Genomic DNA, 24,857 nt, shown 5'->3' on the forward strand with positions numbered 1-24,857 from the left:
ATAATTTTACATAAAAGCAAGAGATTTAAAACGATAAAAGAGACAGAGATAGAAGCGGCTGCCGTTGCTCGCATAGTCAGTCAATTAGCCAGCCTTGAGAGGGGAAACACAATTGAAGATCAAGCTTAAGCATGTTATGGCTGTCCTGACAGCGCTAGCTTTGCTGTGTCTATATCGGGGGACGTTCTCACAGGCTGAATTTTATTTCCAAGACCATGTGATGCAGCGGGAAAGCCCGGTTGATACACAAATCGTCATTGTAGCTGTCGATGATCAAAGCTTGGAGGATCTCGGCACCTGGCCGTGGAGCCGCAGTGCGCATGCGCAGCTGGTAGATACGCTAAGCGAGGGCAAGCCGGAGGTCATTGCGTTTGATGTAACTTTTGCGACGAGCTCGGATGAGGAGTCGGACAGCGAGTTTGTCGATGCGGTTGGGAGAGCAGGCAATGTCGTTCTGCCTGTCTACGGTACCTTCCCCGACTCTGCGCGCTTAGGCGCGATTGAAGCGGAGGCGCTTTCCGAGCCGTTCGAAGGCTTGAAGGAGGCTGCCGCAGCGACTGGTCATATTAACACGATAACCGATTCCGATCGGGTCGTTCGCAAGGCGCTGTATTCTTTTCATAAAGATGGCCAGCAAATAGACAGTTTTTCATGGGAAATTTACAAGCTGTACATGCAGCGTTTAGGCAAGGAGGCCGATGCGTCCAAGCTGCCGCTCGACGGCTTTGAGCGTTACCCTATCGCCTATACGGGCGGTCCCGATCAGTATGAGACGATTTCTTATTCGGCCGTGCTGAGCGGCGACGTTCCGGCGGACTATTTTACCAATAAAATCGTCTTGATTGGCCCTTACGCTGTCGGATTTAACGATGATTATCTGACGCCAATGAACGCTAAGCAGGCGATGAACGGCGTTGAAATTCATGCGAATATCCTTCAGCAGCTTATGGAGCAGGATTTTAAACGGGAGCTGGATTGGAAATGGAATGCGCTCATGCTGCTCGTGGCCGCAGTGCTGGCCTATTATTTATTCCGCAAGCTCAATATGCTGCTGTCTTTTCTGTCGGTAGCGGTGCTTATCGCCGTATTTATCGCAGGCGGACGTTATTTATACGGGCAAGGCATTTTGCTGTCGCTTGGTTATGTGGTGCCGCTGCTGGCAGCCAGCTGTCTAGCGGTCGTCATTTTCAACTATGTAAGCGAGCTGGTGGAGCGGCGGCGGGTGACGGATATTTTTGGCCGGTATGTGGCGCCGCAGGTCGTCAGCCAAATTTTGAAAAACGGCGAGGACGGCCTGAAGCTCGGCGGAAGCAGGCGCGTCCTGACGGTGCTGTTCGTCGATATTCGCGGCTTTACGCCGCTGTCGGAGAAGGCGGAGCCGGAGGAGATCGTCGAAATTTTGAATGAGTATTTGGATTTGACCGCCAGCTGCATTTTTGAGCAGGAGGGGACGCTGGACAAGTTTATTGGCGATGCGACGATGGCGATCTTCAACGCGCCGCTGCTGCTGGACGACCATCCGATGAAAGCGGTCCGCGCCGCATGGGCGATGAAGCAGGGCTCAGTGGAGCTTGAGAAGAAGCTCACCGAGCGCTTCGGCTTTGGCGTGAAATTCGGAATCGGCATCCATACGGGGCCTGCGGTTTTCGGCAACATCGGCTCCAAGACGCGGATGGACTACACGGCAATTGGCGATACGGTCAATACGGCTGCCAGGCTGGAGAGCCATGCAAAGCCGGGACAAATTGTGCTTAGCGAGTCGACGTATGAGGCGGTCAAGGATCGCATTTTTGCAGAATCGCTTGGAGAAATAAAGGTCAAGGGCAAGGAGCAGGGCATTCACATTTATGAATTGGAGGGATTAAAATGAGAAGCTTCAAATGGCTGCTTATGTTGTTAGTTGTGTGTTATGCGGCGCTGCCTACAGCTGCATGGGCGAAGGATACCGATAAAATCGGCAAGCTGACGTCTGTTTCGGGTAAAGCCGAGGTGAAGAAGGGCGGCGGCACAAAAAGCTTCAGTGCGTTCAAGGGCATGGCGATTACGCAGGGAGATACGATTAAGACAGGAAGCAACGGCAAAGTCAGCATGGATCTCGACAGCGATAAGGAAGTGACGATTGGAGCGAACACGACGCTGCTGATCAGCCAGCTGGTCAAAAGCGCCAGCGCGCTTGGCGGCAAGACGAAGCTGACGCTTCAGAACGGTTCAGTTATTATTCAGGTGAAAAAGAAGCTCACTGGCGATTCCCGCTTCGAAATCGAGACACCAACAGCGACAATGGGCGTTATGGGCACTAAATTCGCTGTTTCATATGAGCAGGATAGCAGCTATGTCGGCGTGCTTGAAGGTGTCGTAAGCGTCACCGGAGAGGCTGGCGAGCGAATCGCAGCCCTTTTGGCAAATGAGCAAATCAAGCTGAATCAAGCAGGTGAAGGCTCGAAAGGAACGCTGGTGCTGGGCGATCTGCCGCTCGTCGCGCTGGAGAAGCTGTTGGAGGAGCTGGAGCAAGCGGCCGGTACCGAAGTGAATGCGGCGCTTAAGCAGCAAATAGGCGAGCTGGTGAAGCAAAAGCAAGCAGAGCAGGATAAGGCGGCAGAGGCGGAAGGGAAGCCTTTCAACAAGCCGACTATCGTATATGTTCAGCCCGCTTCTAGCGTACCAGCGAGCAGTGGAGGAAGCAGCGGTTCTGGTTCGGACGGAAGCACGCCGACACCTGCCGTGACGCCAACATCAGAAGCCACACCAACGCCTACCGCAACACCGGATGTAACGCCAACACCAGTACCAACAGAAACGCCGACAGAAACAGTGCCACCAACACCGACGCCAGTCGTGTATGCTGGGGCTCCTGAGGTGGACACAGCCGCTTTTTACGGCAATCCCAATCATTATTTCATAAATAGCACGACAATCGTCGTTCCGTTCACGACGCTGCTTGCCTTTAATGAGCAGGAGGATGATCCGGATCGGACGCTTTTGGACGGCGTTATTTTTGCGATTAATAATCCGGAATTTTTCTGGGAAGTCGAGAGCGCAACGCTAGACGGCAAAAATTTGGTTATAAAATTAGCTAATGAGCTTCCGCTCAATTCCAGACTGTATATTTCTGTACGCGGCGATTATTTGAAAAACGCTCAAACGGACGAAGTACAGGTGGACTTTACCGAGCTTGGCCGGGATGGCAATGATATTGATTTTAAACCAGCACTTAGCCAAACGGACCTTCGATATGTTCAAAAATTGATTGAAACGCCTGTAATGGACGATATTCTCGTCTATCATCTCGGCTATAGCAATGCCAATTTGACGATGACTTTGGAGAACGAAGAAGGCGGACCGGTAGCTTTTGATTCCGAGGTGGCGTATTACATGCAAATGGGAGGAGAAAATCATTTCACCTTCACGTTTGATCCTGAATGGCTAGAAACTTTGGATGCAGCAGCAGCGCCTTATACGCTGACGGTTAAGCTGGATTTGGACGGCACAGAAGTGGCTGATCTGACCATGAACATAACGGTGGAGGACTCGCGCGACCTGCCTTATTTTGACGAGGAGGCCTTCAATAGCGATCGAGACCTTTATATTAAAGATGACCATACGTTTGTGCTGCCCTTCACGACGGCGATTATTTACAATGAGCAGGCTTTTCCCGATCAAGGACTCGCACAGCAAGTAGAGTTCTGGATTTATGACGAGCAAGGAGCACTAAGCAGGAAGCTGCCGCTTGAATATGTCGAAATATCGGGCCGGGAGCTGTCGATCCATTTGGCTGAAGGTGTCCCGCGAGGCACAGGGATTTTAATAACGATTGCCGGAAACAGCTTGAAAAATCCAGAAAAGGATAAAGCTCAGCCGGATATGCTTCAAACGCCTGAGGGCACTTTATTTGCCGTATCTTACAGCCCGGGATACGTGAAGCATGTCAGAGGCAGCAGTATGCCTCAGCCCCCAGTTACTCGAATTAATACGTTGGGTGATGACTTAGGGGAGGTCCGCTTATATAGCGGCTCGGAGATTGGATCGAAAATCGTGGATGCAGCGGATTATACGATAGCGCAGGAGCCGGGTAGAGGCCCTACGATAACGCTAACAGAAGCCTTCTATAACCGCTTGGACGTGGGAAGCTATTTCGTTGAAGTTCTTATTATGCAAAATGGGCAAGAAGTAAGCTCAGCCCTCATTGAAATTTTGATTTTGCCGAAACCATTATAATGGACTCATAGGGAGAGAAAATCCAATGAACAAAAAAGGAATGCTGCTAGCCTTCAGCGCGCTGCTGATCACATCGCAGCTGCCGCAAGGAGGAGCAGCTGCGGCCGCTGAGGCAGCAGCGGGTGGGCAAACAGGAGCAGCTGTAATGGCAGTGAAATGGCCAGCCGCGGCAGTCAGTGGTTCAACTTCGGTAGTGGTTGCGGCAGCCGCTGCGGCTGTAACCTATGAGCTGCAAGGCTTGAAGCAGCCATGGGGCGTGACGGCAGCAGCGAGCGGGGATGAGCTGCTCGTAGTGAGTGCGGGCAGCAATAGCATCGGCCGCTGGAACGGTGCTGCGGGCAAGCTTAGTGCTGCCGCCGGCGGCGGAGCAGCGGGGTATGTGGATGGGGAAGCGGCAGCAGCTGCGTTCCGCACGCCTTCTTTTGCTGCCACGGATGCGAAAGGAAATGTGTACATTAGCGATACAGACAATCATGTTGTTCGCAAATTTGCGGGCGGCAAGCTGACGACGCTGGCGGGCAACGGTGAAGCTGGCTATGCAGATGGCGAGCAGGGTACGGCGCGTTTTAACTCGCCAACGGGTATTGCGGTTGATGCCGAGGGCAACGTTTATGTGGCCGATACGCTTAATCATGTTATTCGGCGGGTTACGCCAGAGGGCACTGTATCCACATTTGCTGGACAAGCACCGTCAGGGGAGACGGGAGATTACGTAGACGGGGCAGCAGCGAAGGCGCGTTTTAATGAGCCTACCGGGCTTGCTTTTGATGAAACCGGGCGTCTTTTTATCGCGGATAGTGGAAACCATGTAATTAGGATAATAGATAAAGGAGAGGTTATGACGCTTGCTGGCCAAAAGACGGCGGTCGATCCTTTGACCGGCTATCGGACGGGAGGCTATCAAAATGGGGCTGCTGCTGATGCGCGCTTCAACCGACCGCGGGGGCTTGCTTATGAGGGTGGAGTCCTGTTCGTAGCGGACAGCCTCAATCACCGGATTCGCGCCGTGACGGCGAATGGCCGGGTTGCAACGCTGGCTGGGAAAAGTGCTGCAGGTGACCTAATCGGCCCAGCCGATCAGGCCCAATTCAATCAGCCTTCGGGACTCTTTTATCGCTCAGGAAAGCTGTATATTTCCGATCCGCCCAATGGCAATGTGAAGGCGCTGGCGGTTAATCCGGCTCAATTGCAGCCTGTTCGAAATGCGGAGGAGCTGCTGTCCGGCGTTGATTTGAAGCCTGCGGGAGCAGCTGTACAGCTTTGGCTGGATGGCAAGCAGCTGACCAGCGGTCCTGCGCCTTACACAAGCGGGAAAAAGGTGTATATCCCGGTGCGAAGCGTCTTTTCAGCATGGGGTGCTGGGCTGGATTGGCATGCCGCAACGAAAACCGCTGAGCTGCATAAAGGCGACTGGTCGCTAAGCCTTAAGCCAGATTCCGAGGGCAAAGTGGTTATAACGAAAGGCGTGCTTTATATCGAGGTCAGCCACTTGGAGGGCTTAACGCCATTCCTTGCCGTCTATGATATCGAATATCGAGCTGTTGTCCTAGATAGCGGGCAATAATAGGACGGTTTTTATTTGGGAAGTTAAGCGTCGTATGATATGATTATAAGAAATGTGAAGCTACTTTTGGAGGGAACACTCATTACTAACGTCGTCCTTAATGATGCTATGACCATGCTGCAGCAAACAAGCCGGACTTTCTATATTCCTATCAGCCGTTTGGAACCCAGCTTGAAGGAAGCTGTAGCAGCTGCATATCTGTGTATGCGGGCTATTGATGAAATAGAGGATCATAACGACATCTCAGACCAATTGAAAGTCAAGCTGCTCCTCGGAATGGAAGAAGCTTTCCAGTCTCCTGATGTAACAGAAGCCACACAGAAGCTATTGTCTCCCTATAAGGATGTATTGCCAGCTGTATCTATGCGGGTAAATGAATGGGCGGAGCTGTGTCCGTCGACTGTTGCCCGCACCATCTATCGCTATATTGCGATGATGTCGAAGCAAATGGCAGAATGGGTGGAGAAAGGCTGGCATATCCATACGGAGGAGGATCTCGACCGTTATACATACAGCGTAGCTGGGATGGTAGGCGAGATGCTGTCGGAAATCTGGTTATGGTTTGATGGAACGAAGTCGGATACGGTGAAGGCAGTTGCTTTTGGCCGTGGGCTGCAAGCCGTCAATATTCTTCGCAACCGCGATGAGGATTTGGAGCGGGGCGTGGACTTTTACCCGGATGGCTGGGGACCGAAGGAAATGCTGGCGTATACGCGCCGCAATCTGAAGGTTGCGGATGCGTATATTGCCGAGCTGAAGAAGGGTCCTGCGCTCAACTTCTGTAAAATCCCGCTTACGCTGGCTCATGCTACCGTGAACCTCATTGCTGCTGGGGGCAACAAGCTGACGCGCGATGCGGTGCTCAAGCTGGTTAACCGATTGAACTAGCCCCATTGCCTGCCAGGAAAAAAACAGCCCGCAAGCAGAATGACTTTTGTGAAAAGTCTTCTGTTTGCGGGCTGTTTTTATATTCATTGTTTATGAGAAAAGTTGTTTTGCAGGTCTATGCAGGTATGCTCTCGTTAAAATTAATATTACACTCATTATCAAAAATAGGAATCCACCTAATACGACGTATTGTGTACCCATTCCCGAAATAAATAATCCTCCTATAGACGTCCCGGCTGTTACCCCTAAGTTGCCAGCTGTTAAAAACAATCCATTTGAAAATTCAGGAGCTTCCGGAGCGGCAGATGTAATCCAATATTGGCTAATATTATTGCCTAAAGCCACTACTATTCCAAAAACAAAAAGAACGAAAGCCATAGGTACAGTGAACTGTCCCAATAACAGCAATAGGATATAAACGGCTGCCAATAGGAATGAAAAAGAGGCTACAGATTTCAAGGCGTTTTTAGTAAGCAGCTTTCCTGCGACGATGTTTCCTATTATACTTGCACCACCGAATATGAATAACATGAAACTGCTCGTTTTCGCAGGTACATTCGTGATGGTCTCAAGGTACACCGCAAGGTAGCTGCTAACTCCATACATCGCTGCATTCATAAAAATAACCCCAACGATGGATAGCCAAATAATTGATCTTTTTAATATACGTATTTGAGAGCCATATGAGAGTTTTTCCTTAACGGGCATTGAGGGTACAAATAGAAATATAGCAATAAACGCTATCGCATTTACGATCGTAAAAAACAACATCGCCATCTCGAGTGAAGTTGTACTAGCAATCAGACTAGAGATAGGCGCACCGAGTATTAGCCCTCCCGTTACTCCCATAAATACTTTGGAAGTAGCTTTTGGAGCGTCTTCCTTGCTAACGGAGGCAGCTGCTGCTGTCAAAGCTATTGTGATATATACGGGATGAAAAAAGGCTGGAATCACACGCGCAATGATTAGAACGGCAAAGTTTGAAGCGAATATGGAGACAAGGTTGCCTAGAACAAAAATACCCAGTACCAGCAGCATGGCCTTCCTGCGATTGATGCCCGAAAACAATAACGGCATAGTGGGTCCCGATATGGCAACAGCAAGGGCGAACAGACTCACCAGCAGCCCTGCTTTGGATACACTGACATGAAAGTGATCAGCAATTAGAGGCAATATCCCCACGATACCCATTTCCGTATTTAAGATGCCGAAAACACCTATGGTCAATATAAATATAAAGAAACGATTTCTTTTATCCATCAAAAATATCTCCTGCCTTTGTTCTCTATTTACTAAACAAGGCCATAATAACGTTTAAAGTCGACTTTAAGTCAAGCGACATTATAAAATTAAAGCTGCGATACCAGACTAGGTTACGGTTCATATCCCAACTTTATATAGGAAAAAGCCGTTTCCCAACATAATTGGGCAAACGGCTTTTTTACAACCAAAATCGTATTAAGGCAGCTCTTCATTAAGCTTTGAATGGCATGTTTTCTTTGTTGTATTTCTTTTCTATTTCATCGTAGAACCCTAGTTTCTCTTTTATTTTTATAAAAGCGTTATCCAAGTCTCGTTGTTTCTCCATCATTTTCTGTTTATGTTTTTCCAATATCTGTTTGCGTTCTGAGGCTGTGCTGTCTCCTGCTTTTGTTAATTCCACAATCGCACGCAATTCGGAAAGAGGGATATCCGTCTTCCGTAAACATACAATCAGATCTAGCCATAACAAATCGTTGTCGTCAAAAATGCGATTTCCATGCTCGTCTCTTTTTATAAAAGGCAAAAGTCCTTCTTGTTCATAATAGCGGAGTGTATGCGTAGGCAAGTTTACCTTCTCAGCTGCTTCTTTAATATAAAATGCCATTGTATCCTCCATCATTTTTACGAATAGTGGTGATCGATTTCTTTCGTTTTATTATAGACCTTAAAGTGCACTTTAATGCAACCCGTTTAGTTAACGAAAAAGAATTTACGGGAAAACCCTTGCTTTAAAGTCGACTTTAAGGATTAAGCTGGTCTTGTGAATTTTAAAGGCATGAAAAACAAGTGGATGTGTAGGAAAGGATGGTGTGATCGCTTATGTGTAATATTGATAATAATAGGACTATGACACATGTTCTAAATGTCTCAAATGCAAGGGCACCGTTTGAAAAGACTACTATTGAGCGTAGAGAATTACGGCCCCACGATATCCTGATAGATATTAAGTTTAGCGGCATTTGCCACTCTGATATTCATAGTGCATTCGGTGAATGGGGCGGTGGAATCTTCCCAATGGTTCCTGGTCACGAAATTGCCGGAGTCGTAGAAGCAGTAGGAACAAAAGTGACCAAATATGTCGTGGGTGATCGCGTTGGCGTTGGCTGCTTTGTTGACTCCTGCGGAGAATGTGAATATTGCCTCAGTGGTGAGGAGCAATATTGTACGAAAGGTGTTGTCAATACCTATAATGGGCTAGACTACGATGGAAATCCAACATACGGTGGATATAGCCAAAAAATCGTTGTAACCGAAGGGTTCGTTGTCCGCATACCAGACGGTCTGGATATGGATGTGGCAAGCCCGCTATTATGTGCAGGCATTACTACATTTTCTCCCTTGAAGCACTGGAAAGCTGGCCCAGGCAAGAAGGTTGCCATTTTGGGAATGGGAGGACTTGGACACGTAGCGATCCAATTTGCTCATGCTATGGGTGCTGAAGTTACCGTATTGAGCCGCTCTAATCATAAGAAAGAGGAAGCATTGGCATTTGGCGCCGATCATTACTTTGCGACAAGTGACCCTGCTACATTTGCCCAATTAGCAGGTCGCTTTGATCTAATCTTAAACACCGTCTCGGCAAATCTGGATGTTGATGCGTATTTATCTCTGCTTCGCATTGATGGAACACTTGTAAATGTTGGTGCACCGGCTGAACCAGATAAGTATCAAGTGTTTTCATTAATTATGGGCCGCCGCAGCATTGCCGGTTCCCTCGTTGGCGGAATTCGTGAAACTCAGGAAATGCTCGATTTCGCAGCTGAACATGGCGTTGCTCCAATGATTGAAGTAATCCGTGCAGACCAAGTGGACGAAGCGTATGAACGTGTTCTCAAAAGTGATGTGCGCTATCGATTCGTTATTGATATCTCTACTTTGTAGCTTGCAACTAATAAAAAGCCCTTGTTTTGAACAAAGTTTGTTCAAAATAAGGGCTTTTTGCTAGTTTTCTAAGTTAATGCATTGTATTTGACTACACGGGTATGCGGTTGGTCTCCGAACTAACAATACGCTTAAAGCGTCTGATTAATAACGATCGACAGCTTGTAATTGGCATGCTCGTTCAGGTCAGTGAGAAATGAGTCGAGCGCAGCATTGGAGGGGAAGCGGCATTCCATCATGTAGCAGGTTTCCCCGCTTGTTTTGTAATGATGGAGGATGGCCGTCTGCTGCTGTACAAAAGCCAAATAAGGGCCATGATGAAGCCCACGTATGTAAACGTGGATGAAAGCATGAACCGCAAGCCCAGCCTTCTCTTGATTGAAACGAATCGTATATCCCTCGATAAATCCCACTTCCTCCAGTCGGCTGACACGGTTTGCAGCGGCCTGACCGGTCAAATGAACGAGCTGGCCAAGCTCCTTCATCGAGATGCGGCCGTTTTTCGACAGCTCTTCAATAATGCGTTTATCTGTATGATCCAGCATAAGCGACAACCTCTTTCAAAAATCAAGTATTTGCTGCGATTTAAGTGTTTTGTTCTATGTTCATGCCATTCCTTAGATAGTAACCTATTAAAGAGCAACAATAAAGGAGGAGCAGCATATGCAAATTACTCAAGTTCGCAATGCAACTTTGAAAATAAACTATGGTGGCCTACGTTTTTTGATCGATCCTTTTTTGGCGCCAAAGGGCACTTATCCGCCCATCCCCAATACAGCTAACCAGGAGCAGTCAAATCCAACGGTCGAGCTGCCCTTTCCAGTGGAGCAGCTGCTCCCTGTAGATGCGGTCATTGTCACACATTTGCATATTGATCATTTTGATCAGGCGGCGATTGAGCTGCTGCCGAAGGATATGCTGATTTTTGCCCAAAATGAGCAGGATGCGGCAGCCATTCGTGAAAAAGGCTTTGAGCAGGTACAGCTGTTTACGCCATCGGCGCAGCTTGGGGAAGTGAGCCTCAGCCGAACATATGGCAAGCATGGCACAGGAGAAATCGGCGAGCAGATGGGCGAGGTGTCGGGTATTGTGTTTCAGCATGCGCAGGAGCAGACGCTTTATGTGGCGGGCGACACGATTTGGTGCGAGGAGACGCAAGTGGCGATCGAGAAATACGAACCGTCAGTCATCGTCGTGAATGGCGGCGCGGCCCGCTTTTTGCAAGGTGATCCCATCCTGATGACGAAGGAAGATATATATGCTGCCCATCTCGCGGCACCGCAGGCGGTCATCATTTCCTCCCATATGGAGGCGGTCAATCATTGCATGCTGTCCAGACCGGAACTGCGCGAATATGCAGCAGGCAAAGGGCTCAGCAGCGTAATCCTTGTGCCAGAGGACGGCGAAACGATTAATAGTTAATCATGCTGCCTATGAACATAAAAAAATCTCCAACCTGTCGCTGTTATAGCGAAGCTGGAGATTTTTTTTCAGTTGCATTCGCTGGGCTGCTGGTGCAAAAGCTGGACGATGTTGCTGAGAAGCCCGCTCGCTCTAGGTAAACAGTACAAGCAGCAGCGCAATTAGCGCAGGCAGCCCCTGCATAACCAGAATGGAACGTTTGGCGGTTAGACCGCCGAACAAAGCAGCAACGAGTACGCAAATGAGGAAAAACAGCTGGATTTGATAACCGAAATCGGCATTCGGATGCACAAGGCCCCAAATCAGGCCAGCGGCCAGAAACCCGTTATATAATCCTTGATTGGCGGCAAGCGACTTGGTTTGCTCGGCAAACTCAGGCGTCAAATTGAATGTTTTGCGCGTCCGAGGTTTCGTCCACAAAAACATTTCCATTGCCAATATGTACAAATGCTCTGCAGCCACAAGGGCAACGAATATAGCAGCTAACATAATGATACCCTCCTGAAATAAACTCAAATATTGGAAAAAAATATCCCTACTCATTTTACTCCTAACCTCTTCGACAATCAAGCATAGTCTATGCTTTTGCGCTATCTTCTCAATACTGGATTTGACAGTCATGTTATCAGGTGATACGTTGAGTATACATAGCAAAAGGTCAATTGGACGAGGCGGTTAGGACATAGATGGATCATACTTATGAAATCATTCAGACGGATCATGAGCTTCCGCTGCATATTTTTTTTCATAACGTCAGATACGTCCCGAATCATTGGCATGACAGCATGGAGCTGCTGTTCGTGCTTAAGGGCAAGGCAATCATTGCTGTACAAGGCAAGCCTTTCGTGCTTAATGAAGAGGATATTATCCTTATTAATAGCAATGACATTCATACGATACATTCGGATCAGGAAAATCTGCTGCTGGCGCTGCAAATTCCGGATTCTTTTCTTCGCGAGCAAGGGGTGGACACGGAGCAGATTGCCTTTGAGTGCAATTCCTGCTTGCATGCTCAAGGCGATCAGCAGAAGTTTATTGAGGTGCGTACGCTGCTGTCCACCATTATGTGGAATTATAATAAAGCCGGATATGGTTATGAAATCAAAGTCCGTTCCCTGCTGCTGGAGCTGATTTATTTGCTGCTGCGTAAATTCAGAAGCACGCAGGAAACGCGGGAATATCCGATCAATCGCCGAACGATGGCGCGGCTCCTCCACCTGAATGAGTTCATTCAGGAGAATTTCAATCGTCCGCTGACGCTGAATGAGCTGGCCGAGCGTGAAAATTTCTCAGTCTCTTATTTATCCAGCTTCTTTCAGAAAAGCATGGGTGTGACGTTCCGCACTTATATTACGCGCATTCGGCTGGAGCATGCGGTCAAAGCGATGCTCACGACACAGGAGCCGATTATTAAAATCGCTTTGGACAGCGGCTTTCCTAATTTGAAAGCTTTCCATAAGGCTTTCAAAGCGGTCTACCAAATGACGCCGACGGAATATCGCGGCCATCGCGGGCAGCATTTGCCTGAGGCGGGATTGTCCGAGCCTTCCAGCGACAATTACTTGGCTTTTGACCGGGAAAATGCCTACACCAGCTTGTTTAAATATTTGCCAACGGAAGCAAATGCCGGAACGATTGTCTCTGCTGATCAAGGCTCCATCTGCCGGTCCGTACAAATCCGCGCCTCTGGCAGCGGCCGGACGCTCAAGCACACTTGGCGCAACCTATGTACCATTGGCAAGGCGAAGGAAGCGTTGTTTGCTCCCGTTCAGCAGCATTTGCGGATGGTGCAGCAGTCCATTGGCTTTCAATACATTCGCTTCCACGGCATCTTCGATGACGAAATGATGGTGGCGCGGCTGGGACCGGACGGCAAGCCTTTATTCAGCTTTGGCTATGTAGATCAGGTGGTCGATTTTTTCAGGAGCATCGGGCTTCGTCCCTTCTTCGAGCTAGACTTTATGCCGGGCGATTTTGCAGACAAGTCGAAGTTTTTCCTGCATAAAAAAAGCTATATGAGCATGCCTAATGAAATGGGGCATTGGACTGCAATGCTGGAAGCCTTCATCCAGCATTTGCTAGATCGGTATGGCAGCGAAGAGGTGAGCAGCTGGCGCTTTGAGTCTTGGAACGAGCCGGACGGCGGGCTGTTCTGGCCGAATACGTTCAACCAGTTTCTGGAGCTTTATGAAGCGAGCTTCAAGGCGATCAAGCGGGTGTTTCCGCAGGCGCAAATCGGAGGCCCGTGCGTACAGGGGGATACACTTGTATATCGGGGCCGCTGGATGGAAAGGTATTTGGCTTTTTGTACGGAGCGGGCATGCTTGCCGGATTTTCTGACGTTTCATTTGTATCCGTTCGAATATCAGATTGAAGAAGACGAGGATAATGGTGGAGTCCAGATGAGCGATTTCAGCTACGCGGGCGAAGATTACGTTACCCAAATGCTAGGCAAGATGAAGCGCAAGCTGCTGGAGCTGGGCTGGTCAGGCTCCGAGCTGCATGTGACGGAATGGAATGCCACGCCCCATCATCGGGAGCTGACGAATGATACCTGCTTCAAAGCGGCATACATTGCCAAAAACGTCGTGGAAACGCTCGATGAAATTAACAGTCTGGGCTACTGGATAGTTACGGATTTATTGGAGGAGCTGCCGCTGCCGCAGGAGACATTCCATGGCGGACTTGGACTAATCACAAATAATGGGATCAAAAAGGCTGCTTTTTATGCCTACGAGCTACTTGCCAAGCTGGGTGGCAAGCTGCTTGACCGCGGCGATGGATATTGCCTGACGATGTCGAAGGATGGCACGTACCAGCTGCTGCTGTTCCATTACGCTCATTTCGACCAGATGTATCTTAAAAATGATATTTCGGGCATACAGTCGCATAATCGCTATGCCGTATTTAATCATAACGATCAGCTGGAGCTGACCGTACAGCTTGAGGGGCTAGAGCCGGGAGCTTATCGCATTCACAGGCATACGATTAACCGGGAATCGGGCAGCTCTTATGATGAATGGCTGCGGATGGGAGCGCCCGCCGGGCTGATGCAACCCGATATTGACTATTTGAACCAGATCAGTGTGCCGAAGCAGTATAGGGGTACCGAGATGGCAGGGGATGCTTTGACACTGAAATTTCTTCTTGCCCCTCATGAGGTGAGGCTGCTGGAGCTCAAGCGAGAATGGACGCAAGCCTAAGGATACGGTAAGAAGGGACAGCTGGGAACAGGGCTGTCCCTTCTTTTATTCAAATGCCTCGCTACCGATTGCAAGATTGGTGGCGGGGCATTTTTGATGCAGCAGATCGATATTTTTCAAAAAAATTTCTACATGTTTACATTTTATTATTTTAATTACCAATTTGTTATATGGAAGCATCACCCAAATGCTCTATAATGCAAGTGTTCGGTTATGAAGCGTATAGGTCATCCGGATAATGTATACGCTTTCATTAAAATTAACCAATCGAAATGAGGAGGAGATCGTTTCATGTTGTACACAGGAAGATACACCAGTAAATTCGCACCTATTGTACTTGTATTTTCATTACTCGCGTCAACAGCGTTTACTTCGCCGACCGTCACTTATGCTGAGGAAGAGTCTACAATGGTTTTTGGGTCAGACTTTGAGGATGCAACCCTGCAGGGCTGGAAGCCTCGGATCGGCGGGGAGCTGCTGACGGTTTCAAACCAAACGGCAAACGATAGCACTTATAGTATGCTGGTTGAGCAGCGGGAGCGCTCTTATTATGGGCCGATGCTTGAGCTCGTTAATGTGCTTGAACGCAATGAGGAATATGAATTTAAAGCATATGTTCGCTTGAAGGAGGAGCCGACGGAGAACAAGACGCTGCAAATGACTGCTTATAAAAATGCGGGTGCGGAGAGCTGGAATGCGCTCGATTCGGTAGTCATCGAGAAAGCAAATTGGCAGCAGTGGCACGAATTAAAGGGACAGTTCCAATACAGCGACAATCCGGCAGAGCTGAACCTGTTCATTGAGACGCCTTATATATCGGAGGATACAGTGGATACGCTGTCTTTTTATGTCGATAATTTTACGATTAAGGGAGCTGCGCCGCTTGTCATAGAAGAGCAAATTCCTGAGCTGAAGGAGCATTTCGAGGATGATTTTCCGATCGGCGCAGCGGTGTATACGTGGCAGATGGAGGGCGCTTATGGGGAGCTGCTCAAAAAGCATTTCAACAGCTTGACGGCAACCTATGAAATGAAGCCTAAATTTATTTCGCCAGCCGAAGGTCAATATGTATTTCAAGCAGCGGATCGCTACGTCCAGTTCGCGGAGGACAATCATATGCAGATCCGGGGGCATGCGCTTCTCTGGCATATTGACGCTGCAGAATGGATGCTGAAGGATAGTGCGGGGCAGCCAGCAAGCAGAGAGCTGCTGCTTGACCGCATTCAAAGCTATATCGAAACCGTAATGACACGCTATAAGGGTAAGGTTGATGCATGGGACGTTGTTAACGAAGCGATTGCCGACAACGGCGGCGATGAGAACGGCATGCGGATCAGCCCATTTTACACGCAAATCGGTCCTGATTATGTCGAGAAGGCATTTGAGTTTGCTCGTGCGGCCGATCCCGATGCGAAGCTATATTATAACGAATATTTTACAGAGGTCCCCGAAAAACGAGCGTATATGTATGAGCTTGTAAAAGGATTGAAGGAGAAAGGGCTGATCGACGGTGTAGGCCTGCAATCCCACTATGGTCTGGACTCGCCGCCAATCGAAGAGATTGAGAAAACGCTCAATATGTTTATCGATTTGGGGCTGGATATTCAAATTACTGAGCTGGATGTCGACAGCGGCATTCCGTTTGGTCAGACGATGCCGAATGATATCGCGGTCAAGCAGGCGCACCGCTACAAGGAGCTGTTTGAGCTGTATAAAGAGTACAAGGCGCACATTTCTTCCGTGACGCTTTGGGGGCTTCAGGATGAGAAATCCTACAACAATCAAGCGATGCTGTTTGACGGCAAGCTGCAAGCGAAGCAAGCCTATTGGGGGCTGATTGATCCGTCTCTGCTGCCCGTGCAGACGAATCGTGTCGCTTCACTCGCAGGAACACCGACGGCAGGTACTGTGCTGGCAAAAGAGTGGAGTCATGCGGTTTTGAGTAAGCTGAAAGGGAGCCATTCGCTATCTGGCACGTTCCGTACACTGTGGGATGAGGATTATCTGCATGTTTTGGTGAATGTAAAAGATGTGACCTATCATGCAAATGATAGAATTGAGCTGTTTATGGATGAAAATAATGCTAAGTCCAGCGTATATGAGCAGGATGACCGCCATATTACGCTCAAACGATTCGGACCAGCGCCGAATGGAATCATCTCCAAGACGAGAGAAATACCCGAAGGCTACAGCATAGAGGCTTCTATCCCTTGGGAAATTGTCCAAGCGGCATTGAATGCTGATGTTGGATTTGATATTCGGATAACGGATGAGGCTTCAGCTAATGGAGAGCAAACGATTTATTGGAATGACAGTACACTTAGCCAGCAGGATGATCCGAGCAAGTTCGGTATCATTCAGCTGGACAGCATGCCGAAAACCGCAGAGTCGGTTAAGGGTGAAGCGCAAATTGACGGTATCATGGAGGCGGCTTGGGACCAAGCAGCACCGTTCCAGCTGGACGTTTTGAATCAACCTGGAGGGGCGACTGCAGTTGCGCGCTCCATGTGGTCGAACGACAGCCTGTATTTGTTTATTGAGGTGGAGGACCCGATTATATTAACGAACGGGCTGAACCCTTGGGATCAGGACTCGGTAGAAATTTTTATAGATGAAAACCATCAGCGGACGGCCTTTTATCAATATGATGATGTGCAGTTCCGTGTGAATGCCGATAATGCAGCAACGTTTGGCGGAGGGGCTGCGCCATCACGGCTGGAAAGCGCGGTAACCCGCACGGATATAGGCTATAACGTTGAGGTGAAAATTAAATTCAACAGCCTTCAGCCAATTCCTGGATCTGCAATAGGTCTTGATTTGCAGGTGAATGATGATAAGGGGACTGGACAAAACAGCAACGCAAAATGGAATGATCCGACGAATGAAACGTGGAGAAATACGTCAAAATTTGGCATTTTAACGTTTGTATGGCCGGAATGAAATATTAATAATTTGTTATAAGAGCCACTCTTTTATCATATAGGCGCAAACCTTTTGTCCTTATACTGAGTACAGACGTTAATTTACATCGTTTGTAGTAAGGATTTTGAACAGAAGGGGAGCGCAAATATGAAGCATTCAAGTACTCAGGCAGTAGAAAAAACAGCAAGCGCACCATTGCTTCCGGGTTCGGGCAGGAGTGGGAGATGGAGAAGGACAATTGTGCTGGATTTACTGCTGCTGCCGGCGGTCATTTTAACATTAGTTTTTGCTTATATTCCGATGAGTGGCCTTGTCATTGCTTTTCAGGACTTTAAGCCATGGCTCGGCTTTGCCAAATCATCGTGGATTGGCCTTGAGCATTTCGAATATCTGTTTAGCACAAAAGAGAATATGCAGGTCATCTGGAATACGCTCATTATTGCCGGTATGAAGGTTGTTGGCGGGCTGATTGCCCCGCTCGTATTTGCTCTTCTATTAAATGAAGTGCGAAAGGCGGCATTTAAACGGACCGTGCAAACCTTCGTTTACCTGCCGCATTTTCTCTCATGGGTCATTTTGGGCGGCATACTGATCGACATGCTTTCAACTAAGGGGCTGATCAATCAGTTTTTGGGTGCAGTGTTTCACATCGAGCCGATTTTCTTCCTTGGTGAAGGCAGCTGGTTCCGCGTCGTCGTTGTTGTCAGTGATATTTGGAAGGAATTTGGCTTTGGCGCCATTATTTTTCTAGCCTCGCTTGCCGGTATCAATCCTTCGCTGTATGAAGCAGCGGAAGTAGATGGCGCGAATAGATGGCAGCAAACATGGTCGATTACACTGCCATCGCTTATTCCGATTATGATCGTAGTAGGAACGCTGTCACTAGGCAACATTCTGAATGCGGGCTTCGATCAAATTTTCAACCTGTATAATGCATTGGTGTTTGATAAAGGCGATATTATTGATACCTTCGTGTATCGCGTCGGAATTGTGGATGGCAAGTTCGGATTCTCCGCTGCGGTTGGGCTGTTTAAATCAGTCGTTGGCTTCGTACTGATCGTCGCAGCTTATCGGGCTGCATACAAATTCGCCAATTACCGCATTTTTTAAAGAGGAGGAGCTGAGCCAATGTACCACAAAACCAAGTCTTATAAAGTATTTTCAGTCTTTAATTATACGCTTCTTGCTGTACTGTCGCTGATCTGTCTGATTCCGCTCATCCATATTCTCGCCGTTTCGTTTAGCGGCAAAGCTCCCGCAAATGCCAATCTCGTTGGGCTGCTGCCAGTGCAATTTACAATGGATGCTTATTCCCAAACGCTGGCCAATGAAAACTTTTTACGCTCGCTATGGGTCTCATTTGTCAGAACGGGGCTCGGAACGCTGATCAGCATGATCGTCGTGATCTGTGCGGCGTATCCATTGTCCAAGGAAAATGGGAATTTTAAACGAAAAAAAGTGTATACATGGTTTTTTGTGTTCACAATGCTTTTCAACGGGGGACTCATTCCCTTCTATATTCTGATTCAGAAGCTGAATATGATGAATACGCTATGGGTACTTATTCTGCCAGGAGCGGTGTCCGTATGGAATATGATTTTGCTGCTTAACTTCTTCAAGAACGTGCCGAAGGAGCTGGAGGAGGCTGCATTTATCGACGGGGCGGGCTATTTAAAAACGCTGGTCAGCGTATATCTCCCGGTCTCCATGCCAGCAATTGCTACCATTTCGCTATTTGCGATGGTCGGTCACTGGAATTCATGGTTCGATGGACTGATTTTTATGACCGATCATAAAAACTATCCACTGGCAACCTTCCTGCAAACGATCATCGTCCAGCAGGATTTCAGCAAAGTGTCGGTACGCCCTGAGGATTTGGAAAATATTTCACAAAGAACGGTGAAGGCAGCGCAAATCTTCATTGGGATGGCACCTATATTATTTGTTTATCCGTTTCTGCAACGCTTTTTCTTAAAGGGCATCGTCATCGGGGCGGTCAAGGAATAACAGAGCGGGGAAGTAGAAGCTTGATAAAGGGTCGGGGAGCGGGAAAGGATGGGAGGTGCTGCCTGAGCATAAGGACAGAGCACGAAATCGTTCATCTCGCGATTACAGCATTCAAAAAGATATTAAATGGGGGAAGCAACAATGTTAAATCAACTTAAAAAACCTTTTACCGTACTGATGTCTGCTGCGATGCTTGCTGGCGTGCTTGCAGCCTGCGGCAATAACACAGAGGCAGGCACAACGAATAGCAGCAGCGACAGCTTTTATTCTGCAAGCTTTGAGAATGGGAAGTATACCGAGCCCGTTTCCATTACTACTGTATTTCCAATCGGCAGCAATGTGAAGTTTAAAAATGGCGAAAACATCGACAACAATGTTCATACGAAGTGGGCAAAAGAGACACTCGGCATCGACATTAAATATTTATGGACCGTCAGCGAGCAAAATACTGCTTATCAAACGAAGCTCCGTTTAATGCTTACATCGGGCCAGGAGATGCCGGATATTGTTGCCTTCCGCGGCGAGCCGACACTTATCAGCGATTTGATTGAATCTGGACAATTTACGGATGCGGGAGAATTATTCGACAAATACGCATCGGAAACGTATAAGCAGGCGATGGCAGAAGATCCATCGGTGTGGAACCCATATATTCGCGATGGCAAACGGATGGGTATTCCAATATTGGAGAACGCCTACAATAACGACCCGGTTATGTACATTCGTGAGGACTGGCTGAAGGCGGTTGGCCTTAAAGCGCCAACTACGCTGGATGAGCTGGAGAAGGTCATGGATGCATTCGTCAATCTAGACCCAGATAAAAATGGCAAGAAAGATACGACGGCCCTTTCTGTAGGCTTCAAAGTCAACCTGAATACATGGATGTCCGATTCAGGCTGGATTTTTGGCATGTTTGGCGCTATGCCCAATCAATGGAACCTGGGAGCGGACGGAACGCTGGTGTATGGCTCTATCCAGCCGGAAATGAAGCCAGCGCTGGCTAAAATGCAGGATTGGATGGCAAAGGGCTACATTGACAAAGAAGCGGGTCTCTATGATGAGGTTAAGGCGACAGAAGCATTCACGGCGGGCAAATCCGGCATTATCGTCGGCCCTTACTGGATGACGGGCTGGCCGAATCCTGATCTATTGAAAAACGTAAAAGGCGCACAATACAAAGCTTATCCACTCCCAGCAGGCCCGGGCGGCAAGATTGGACGTCATGGCACCTTAACGAGTACAGGCGCGGTTCTTATTAATAAAGATATGAAAAATAAAGATGCCTTTTTCGTTTACCAGAACTATTTGTTCGACAATTGGGCGAACCCGAAAGAAGGCGGAGAGTTTGAAAATGGCTTCGCTGAAAACTATGATTTTGCCTTTGATCCGAATGGAAAAGTTTATCCTGCCACGGAAACCGATAAAATCCCTGGCGGCTGGGTCGATCCGATTCGTTACACATTGACGTTCGACGGTGCCATTATCCCTTCCCTGCGTCTCAACACGCTAGCCAAGCTGGCAGGTGGAGCAGAGCCAACGACACTTTTTGAGAAAGACCTGTCGTTGTCGCTTCCTGAGCAGCTTGAGGCTGCTAAAATCGTCATAGATCAGAAGGCTGCCATAATGCCGCAAATGTTTACAGGGGTTCCTACGAAAACACAGCTGTCGAAAAACGATATGCTGACTAAGCTGGAGAAGGAAGTTTTGAATAAAATCATTTACGGCAGAGCATCGGTGGACGAGTTCGACAGCTTTGTTGAGCAGTATCTCGCCTCCGGCGGCGAGAAAGTGACTGAAGAAGTCAATGAGTGGTACGCTACGGTTAAGTAAGCTTGAACCATTGCATCAGCATGAGCCTAAGATAGGCGTGTTAACAGGCAATTAGGGAAAAAAGAAAGAAGAAAGAAGGGCGGCTCCTGCTTTGGAGCCGCCCTATTCGCTATGCTTTTCTAACTAGGCTTATGCCAGTTCCCGGTATTCCTGCGGTGTCATGCCGAATTTATCACGGAAAACTTTAATGAAATATTGCGAATTGGAGTAACCGAGCTTATCGGAAATTTCATAAATTTTATCGCTGGAATGGCGAAGCAAATAGATGGCAAGGTCCATTTTAACTCCGAGAATGTACTCGCTTAGGCTGATGCCCTTTAGCTGCTTGAACAGCTTGGATACATAGACCGGATGCAGCCAGACATGATCAGCTATCGCCTGAAGGCTGAGCGTAGGCAAGTGAGCGGAAACAAACACTTGAATGGCTTGTATAACGGCATTTTGCTCGTTGAGGGATTGCTCTTCCAGCCTTGTGCGCAGTGTATCGCAAAGCTCCTCCGCCCATTCAATCAGCTGGGTTACCGATCGAAACATCAACCTATAGACCATCGCTTGCCCAACCAGATCGGATAACAGCGAGTGATTTTTATGCGCGATATAATGAAAGGCGGACATTAGCAGGCTTCTGATCTCTTCGAGATGCTCCTCCGTCTGCTCGGATAAGGAGGAATAGGCAGCTTCGATTTGCCGCAAGCGCTCCTTGAATGCCTCCCATTGTCCCAGCTCAAGCAGATGATTGAGCGCTGGAGGCTCATACAGCACATGCAGCGAGCGGATGAACACCGCCTGTGGCTGATCCGAAAGCGATAGAAAATACCCGCTTCCCTTGCCAACCTGCTTCTTCAATGCCGAGGTCGCTTGCTCATACATGCCGCGAATGTCCTGCTGAAGCTTGCCCGGAGAGGCAAGAATGACCGAAATGCCTCCCTTCAAATATTCGTTGACATTGTGATGGAGCTGAAGCGAGCGGTGTTTGAGCAGCTTATTCAGAAAATCGGTCGTAGGCAGTACTTCAGCCTGCTTGGGGCGCAGTAGAAAAACAAGATAGTCGTAGCTGTCCCGACAATGCCAGATATCAAAGCTGTCCTCAAACAGCTCACAGGCAATATTGGTTACTGCATATTCGAAGAGCTGCAGGCTGTTCAAGCTGTAGCGGGTGAACTGCTCCTCCAGACGAACGAGCACCAGAAATACGTGATCCCCATCGCGAAAAGCGAGCTGGTAGCCTGAAAGCCTCTCATTTAATGTTTCCGTGCTATAACGATTTCCCTGCAGCAGCTGATTCAGGAGCTTGTCTTTTAATGAAGGCAGATGCTCACGAAACGTAATCATCGCCTGCTCATAAGAGGCTGCTTTTTCAAGCTGAAGCTCGATTAAACGTATCGTTTTTGCCAGACAGGCTGCAAGCTTTTCCTGATCGAGCGGCTTAATTAAATATTCAACAACCCCTTGCTCAATCGCTTCTTTCGCATATTCAAATTCCGCATAGCCGGTCAGCAAAATGCAGGGGATGCTTCTCCCGCGCTCTCTAACGTGTTTGATTAGCTCCAATCCATTCATGCCAGGCATGGCAATGTCAGTAATGACAATGTCAATGGACTGGCTGTCAATGATTTGGAGCGCCTCCATGCCTGAATAGGCTTTATGAATTTTATCTATCCCATAGTCGCCCCATGGAAAAGCGATTTCTAAATCATCGATTACATAAGATTCATCATCAACTAACAATATTTGCAGCATGTTTTTCCTCCAGCTTTTCAATCGTAATAATATAGCAGGTACCGCCTGACGGAGGCAACTGTAACGTTAGCCCTGAATTTTTACCAAAATAAAGCCGCAGCCGTTGATGGACGTTGCGAATGCCCGTCCCAATAGTTTCCTCCGCATGATGCATAAACTCCTCCATATGCTTGCAAATAGCGGACAGCCGCTCTTCGCTCATGCCCACTCCGTTATCCCTGATATAAATACGAATTTCCTGCTCGTCTTCCTCCGTTTGGATCTCTATAAGCCCAGGAAGCATGGACGGCTCAATTCCGTGCTTAATGCAGTTTTCAACCAGCGGCTGAAGAACCATTCTGGGTATGCGCATGAAAGACAGACTTCCGGCAACGTTGATCGTAAAGTTGATTGATTTTTTTCGCATATGCATGATTGAAAGATAATGTTTAACAAAGTTCAACTCCTCTTGAAGCGTAGAGTCGATTTCTTCGATTTTGTTAATATAACGGCAGTAAGAAGCGAGCTCCAGCGTCATCGCTGTCACCGAAGCATGATCTTTAACGCTTGCTTTGCTCTGGATGTAGTTTAGACAGTTATACAGAAAATGGGGATTGATTTGCGCTTGGTATTGCTTAAGCCTCGCCTCCTGAATCGTTAAGTCGCCTAGCAGCACCTGCTCAATAAGAAACTGGGTATGCTCGGCCATACGGTTGAAGGAATTCCCCAGCATGCCAAATTCTTTCGTATGCAAGGATCCGACCCTGCTGGAATAATCACCGCGATCGAAGCGGTCTATCGCTTTTCTCAGGCCTATTATGGGCGTACGTACTTGATTGTGAAGAATGAGGCTGTATATAAGCGATATAAGCAGCAGCGCGACAAGGGCAATGACGAACAGTGTATTATTTCGTGATATCGGCTTTATGAGCTGGGTTATCGGATGATAGTCAATAAAATAAAGCTCCAGCATGTCCAGCTTCATATAGCTGAGCAAATATTCCGTTTGATTTTCCTCCATGGTGATGAAGCCGCTGTGTCCTTTGATGAGCGGAAGAGTCCTGCTGTCGGCATTCGCCAAGGCGTAGGACTTGTCATTGCGGATTGGCACCGATTGATGAGCGTCGTAAAGCAGCGGCGTTCCCGAGAGGTATTGATTCATCATTTTCCGCAAATTGTCGAGTGAAATTCTGGTCTCAATATACAGCGGTCCGAGATGGCCTTTGGTTAAATGGGAATAGTAACCCTCTCCATCCGCTTCCATATGGATCGTCCACTGATTAAGCGGTTCATCCGGCAACTCGAATTTTTGGAAGGAGAAGCTGGGATCAGAGGATACGGTTTCCCTCTGGTCGGGATAATATAAAATAACGGTATTGTTCCAAGAGGTAGAAGTGCTGTTCAAGGCCAGCTTGTCAATAATGGCAAGCTTCATCTCATATTTTGCATAATCATCGCCCCGCTCCAAAATATACGGGTAGCCGCGAACCGTCTGGTCCTCCGACAAAATGATCGCATTCATCAAAATTTGTTCAAACTGGCTGGATAGCTGTGAGGTCATGAATTTTACCTCGCCAAGCTTGTTTTTGCGCAGCTCGGTTTGAATATCCTTTACATTAAGTTGATAAATCCACCAGAAGATAATGACGATAGATAAAAACATCAGCATTAAGCCGAGTGCCAGCTTTTGAAAAATTGAAAAACCGCCCTTTGCGGCCTGTCCTCTCAACATGCTATTTCTCCCCTGCGTCTGAATGATCTTTCTTCCATTATACATATAAAATGAAGACGAGTAGGCGGCGGCCATATGGCCTTTTTTATTTTCTTTTTGAAAGAGTAAGAAAGAGGCAAAAGGATAATCATAAAAAGTGACATTGTTTTCAGTGAAACGAGGGAAGGAAAGCGCTAAACAAACGCACTATACTTAAATTATAGGGTAGAAC

17 protein-coding genes are annotated in these 24,857 nt (G+C 47.9%); 11 read left to right on the forward strand and 6 right to left on the reverse strand.

Translation table 11 applies throughout. The annotated features are described in order from the left end of the window. Window positions 1-112: 112 nt before the first annotated feature. From ABEW34_RS04300 to ABEW34_RS04315, 4 genes are all read left to right on the forward strand, one after another. A complete protein-coding gene (locus ABEW34_RS04300) occupies window positions 113-1,870 on the forward strand; it encodes a CHASE2 domain-containing protein (RefSeq protein ID WP_430155174.1) in 1,758 nt (585 codons plus the stop codon). Next, the gene (locus tag ABEW34_RS04305) at window positions 1,867-4,215 is read left to right on the forward strand and encodes a FecR family protein (protein WP_430155176.1); all 2,349 of its coding nucleotides are present in this window, start codon (window positions 1,867-1,869) and stop codon (window positions 4,213-4,215) included. The genes ABEW34_RS04300 and ABEW34_RS04305 overlap by 4 nt, the downstream gene beginning before the upstream one ends. A gap of 25 nt (window positions 4,216-4,240) precedes the next feature. Then, complete coding sequence (locus ABEW34_RS04310; RefSeq protein WP_430155177.1) at window positions 4,241-5,779, forward strand: stalk domain-containing protein; 1,539 nt, start codon at window positions 4,241-4,243, stop codon at window positions 5,777-5,779. 108 nt (window positions 5,780-5,887) lie between these two features. Next, window positions 5,888-6,667 carry a squalene/phytoene synthase family protein gene (locus ABEW34_RS04315; RefSeq protein ID WP_430156158.1) on the forward strand — a complete coding sequence of 260 codons (780 nt, stop codon included), beginning with the start codon at window positions 5,888-5,890 and terminating at the stop codon, window positions 6,665-6,667. Window positions 6,668-6,757: 90 nt separating this feature from the next. Here ABEW34_RS04315 and ABEW34_RS04320 read toward each other — a convergent pair whose 3' ends face one another. Together ABEW34_RS04320 and ABEW34_RS04325 are read right to left on the reverse strand one after the other, a co-directional pair. Next, window positions 6,758-7,927, reverse strand: coding sequence for an MFS transporter (locus tag ABEW34_RS04320; protein ID WP_430155178.1), 1,170 nt, complete (start codon window positions 7,925-7,927; stop codon window positions 6,758-6,760). A gap of 214 nt (window positions 7,928-8,141) precedes the next feature. After that, on the reverse strand, window positions 8,142-8,534 hold the full coding sequence (locus ABEW34_RS04325) for a MerR family transcriptional regulator (protein WP_430155179.1): 393 nt from the start codon (window positions 8,532-8,534) through the stop codon (window positions 8,142-8,144). 215 nt (window positions 8,535-8,749) lie between these two features. Between ABEW34_RS04325 and ABEW34_RS04330 the strand changes: the two genes are divergently transcribed. Then, a complete protein-coding gene (locus ABEW34_RS04330) occupies window positions 8,750-9,811 on the forward strand; it encodes an NAD(P)-dependent alcohol dehydrogenase (protein WP_430155180.1) in 1,062 nt (353 codons plus the stop codon). Window positions 9,812-9,942: 131 nt separating this feature from the next. Here the strand turns inward: ABEW34_RS04330 and ABEW34_RS04335 are convergent, their stop codons facing one another. Next, on the reverse strand, window positions 9,943-10,356 hold the full coding sequence (locus ABEW34_RS04335) for an Lrp/AsnC family transcriptional regulator (protein ID WP_430155182.1): 414 nt from the start codon (window positions 10,354-10,356) through the stop codon (window positions 9,943-9,945). Window positions 10,357-10,474: 118 nt separating this feature from the next. Here ABEW34_RS04335 and ABEW34_RS04340 point away from each other — a divergent pair, with 118 nt between their 5' ends. Next, the gene (locus ABEW34_RS04340; protein ID WP_430155183.1) at window positions 10,475-11,233 is read left to right on the forward strand and encodes an MBL fold metallo-hydrolase; all 759 of its coding nucleotides are present in this window, start codon (window positions 10,475-10,477) and stop codon (window positions 11,231-11,233) included. 132 nt (window positions 11,234-11,365) lie between these two features. On the opposite strand, the gene ABEW34_RS04345 is transcribed toward ABEW34_RS04340, so the two are convergent. Continuing rightward, window positions 11,366-11,722 carry a DUF1304 domain-containing protein gene (locus ABEW34_RS04345; protein WP_430155185.1) on the reverse strand — a complete coding sequence of 119 codons (357 nt, stop codon included), beginning with the start codon at window positions 11,720-11,722 and terminating at the stop codon, window positions 11,366-11,368. Window positions 11,723-11,919: 197 nt separating this feature from the next. Between ABEW34_RS04345 and ABEW34_RS04350 the strand changes: the two genes are divergently transcribed. The 5 genes from ABEW34_RS04350 (at window position 11,920) to ABEW34_RS04370 (ending at window position 21,195) form a co-directional block, all read left to right on the forward strand. Further along, window positions 11,920-14,436: a GH39 family glycosyl hydrolase gene (locus ABEW34_RS04350; protein ID WP_430155186.1), complete on the forward strand. Its 2,517-nt coding sequence runs from the start codon at window positions 11,920-11,922 to the stop codon at window positions 14,434-14,436. 291 nt (window positions 14,437-14,727) lie between these two features. After that, window positions 14,728-17,376: an endo-1,4-beta-xylanase gene (locus tag ABEW34_RS04355; RefSeq protein WP_430155188.1), complete on the forward strand. Its 2,649-nt coding sequence runs from the start codon at window positions 14,728-14,730 to the stop codon at window positions 17,374-17,376. A 129-nt stretch (window positions 17,377-17,505) separates the two neighbouring features. Further along, window positions 17,506-18,468 (forward strand): ABC transporter permease, encoded by a 963-nt coding sequence (locus tag ABEW34_RS04360; RefSeq protein ID WP_430155190.1) that lies wholly within the window; start codon window positions 17,506-17,508, stop codon window positions 18,466-18,468. Between the two features lie 18 nt (window positions 18,469-18,486). Then, entirely contained in the window at window positions 18,487-19,365 is an 879-nt protein-coding gene (locus ABEW34_RS04365; RefSeq protein WP_430155192.1) for a carbohydrate ABC transporter permease, read from the forward strand. Between the two features lie 141 nt (window positions 19,366-19,506). Continuing rightward, a complete protein-coding gene (locus ABEW34_RS04370; protein ID WP_430155193.1) occupies window positions 19,507-21,195 on the forward strand; it encodes an extracellular solute-binding protein in 1,689 nt (562 codons plus the stop codon). Between the two features lie 129 nt (window positions 21,196-21,324). On the opposite strand, the gene ABEW34_RS04375 is transcribed toward ABEW34_RS04370, so the two are convergent. Then, window positions 21,325-22,935 (reverse strand): response regulator transcription factor, encoded by a 1,611-nt coding sequence (locus tag ABEW34_RS04375; RefSeq protein WP_430155195.1) that lies wholly within the window; start codon window positions 22,933-22,935, stop codon window positions 21,325-21,327. Further along, window positions 22,913-24,646 (reverse strand): sensor histidine kinase, encoded by a 1,734-nt coding sequence (locus ABEW34_RS04380; RefSeq protein ID WP_430155197.1) that lies wholly within the window; start codon window positions 24,644-24,646, stop codon window positions 22,913-22,915. The genes ABEW34_RS04375 and ABEW34_RS04380 overlap by 23 nt, the downstream gene beginning before the upstream one ends. Window positions 24,647-24,857: the final 211 nt, after the last annotated feature.

This window comes from Paenibacillus algorifonticola (genome assembly GCF_050481745.1).
Lineage (GTDB): Bacteria > Bacillota > Bacilli > Paenibacillales > Paenibacillaceae > Pristimantibacillus > Pristimantibacillus algorifonticola_A.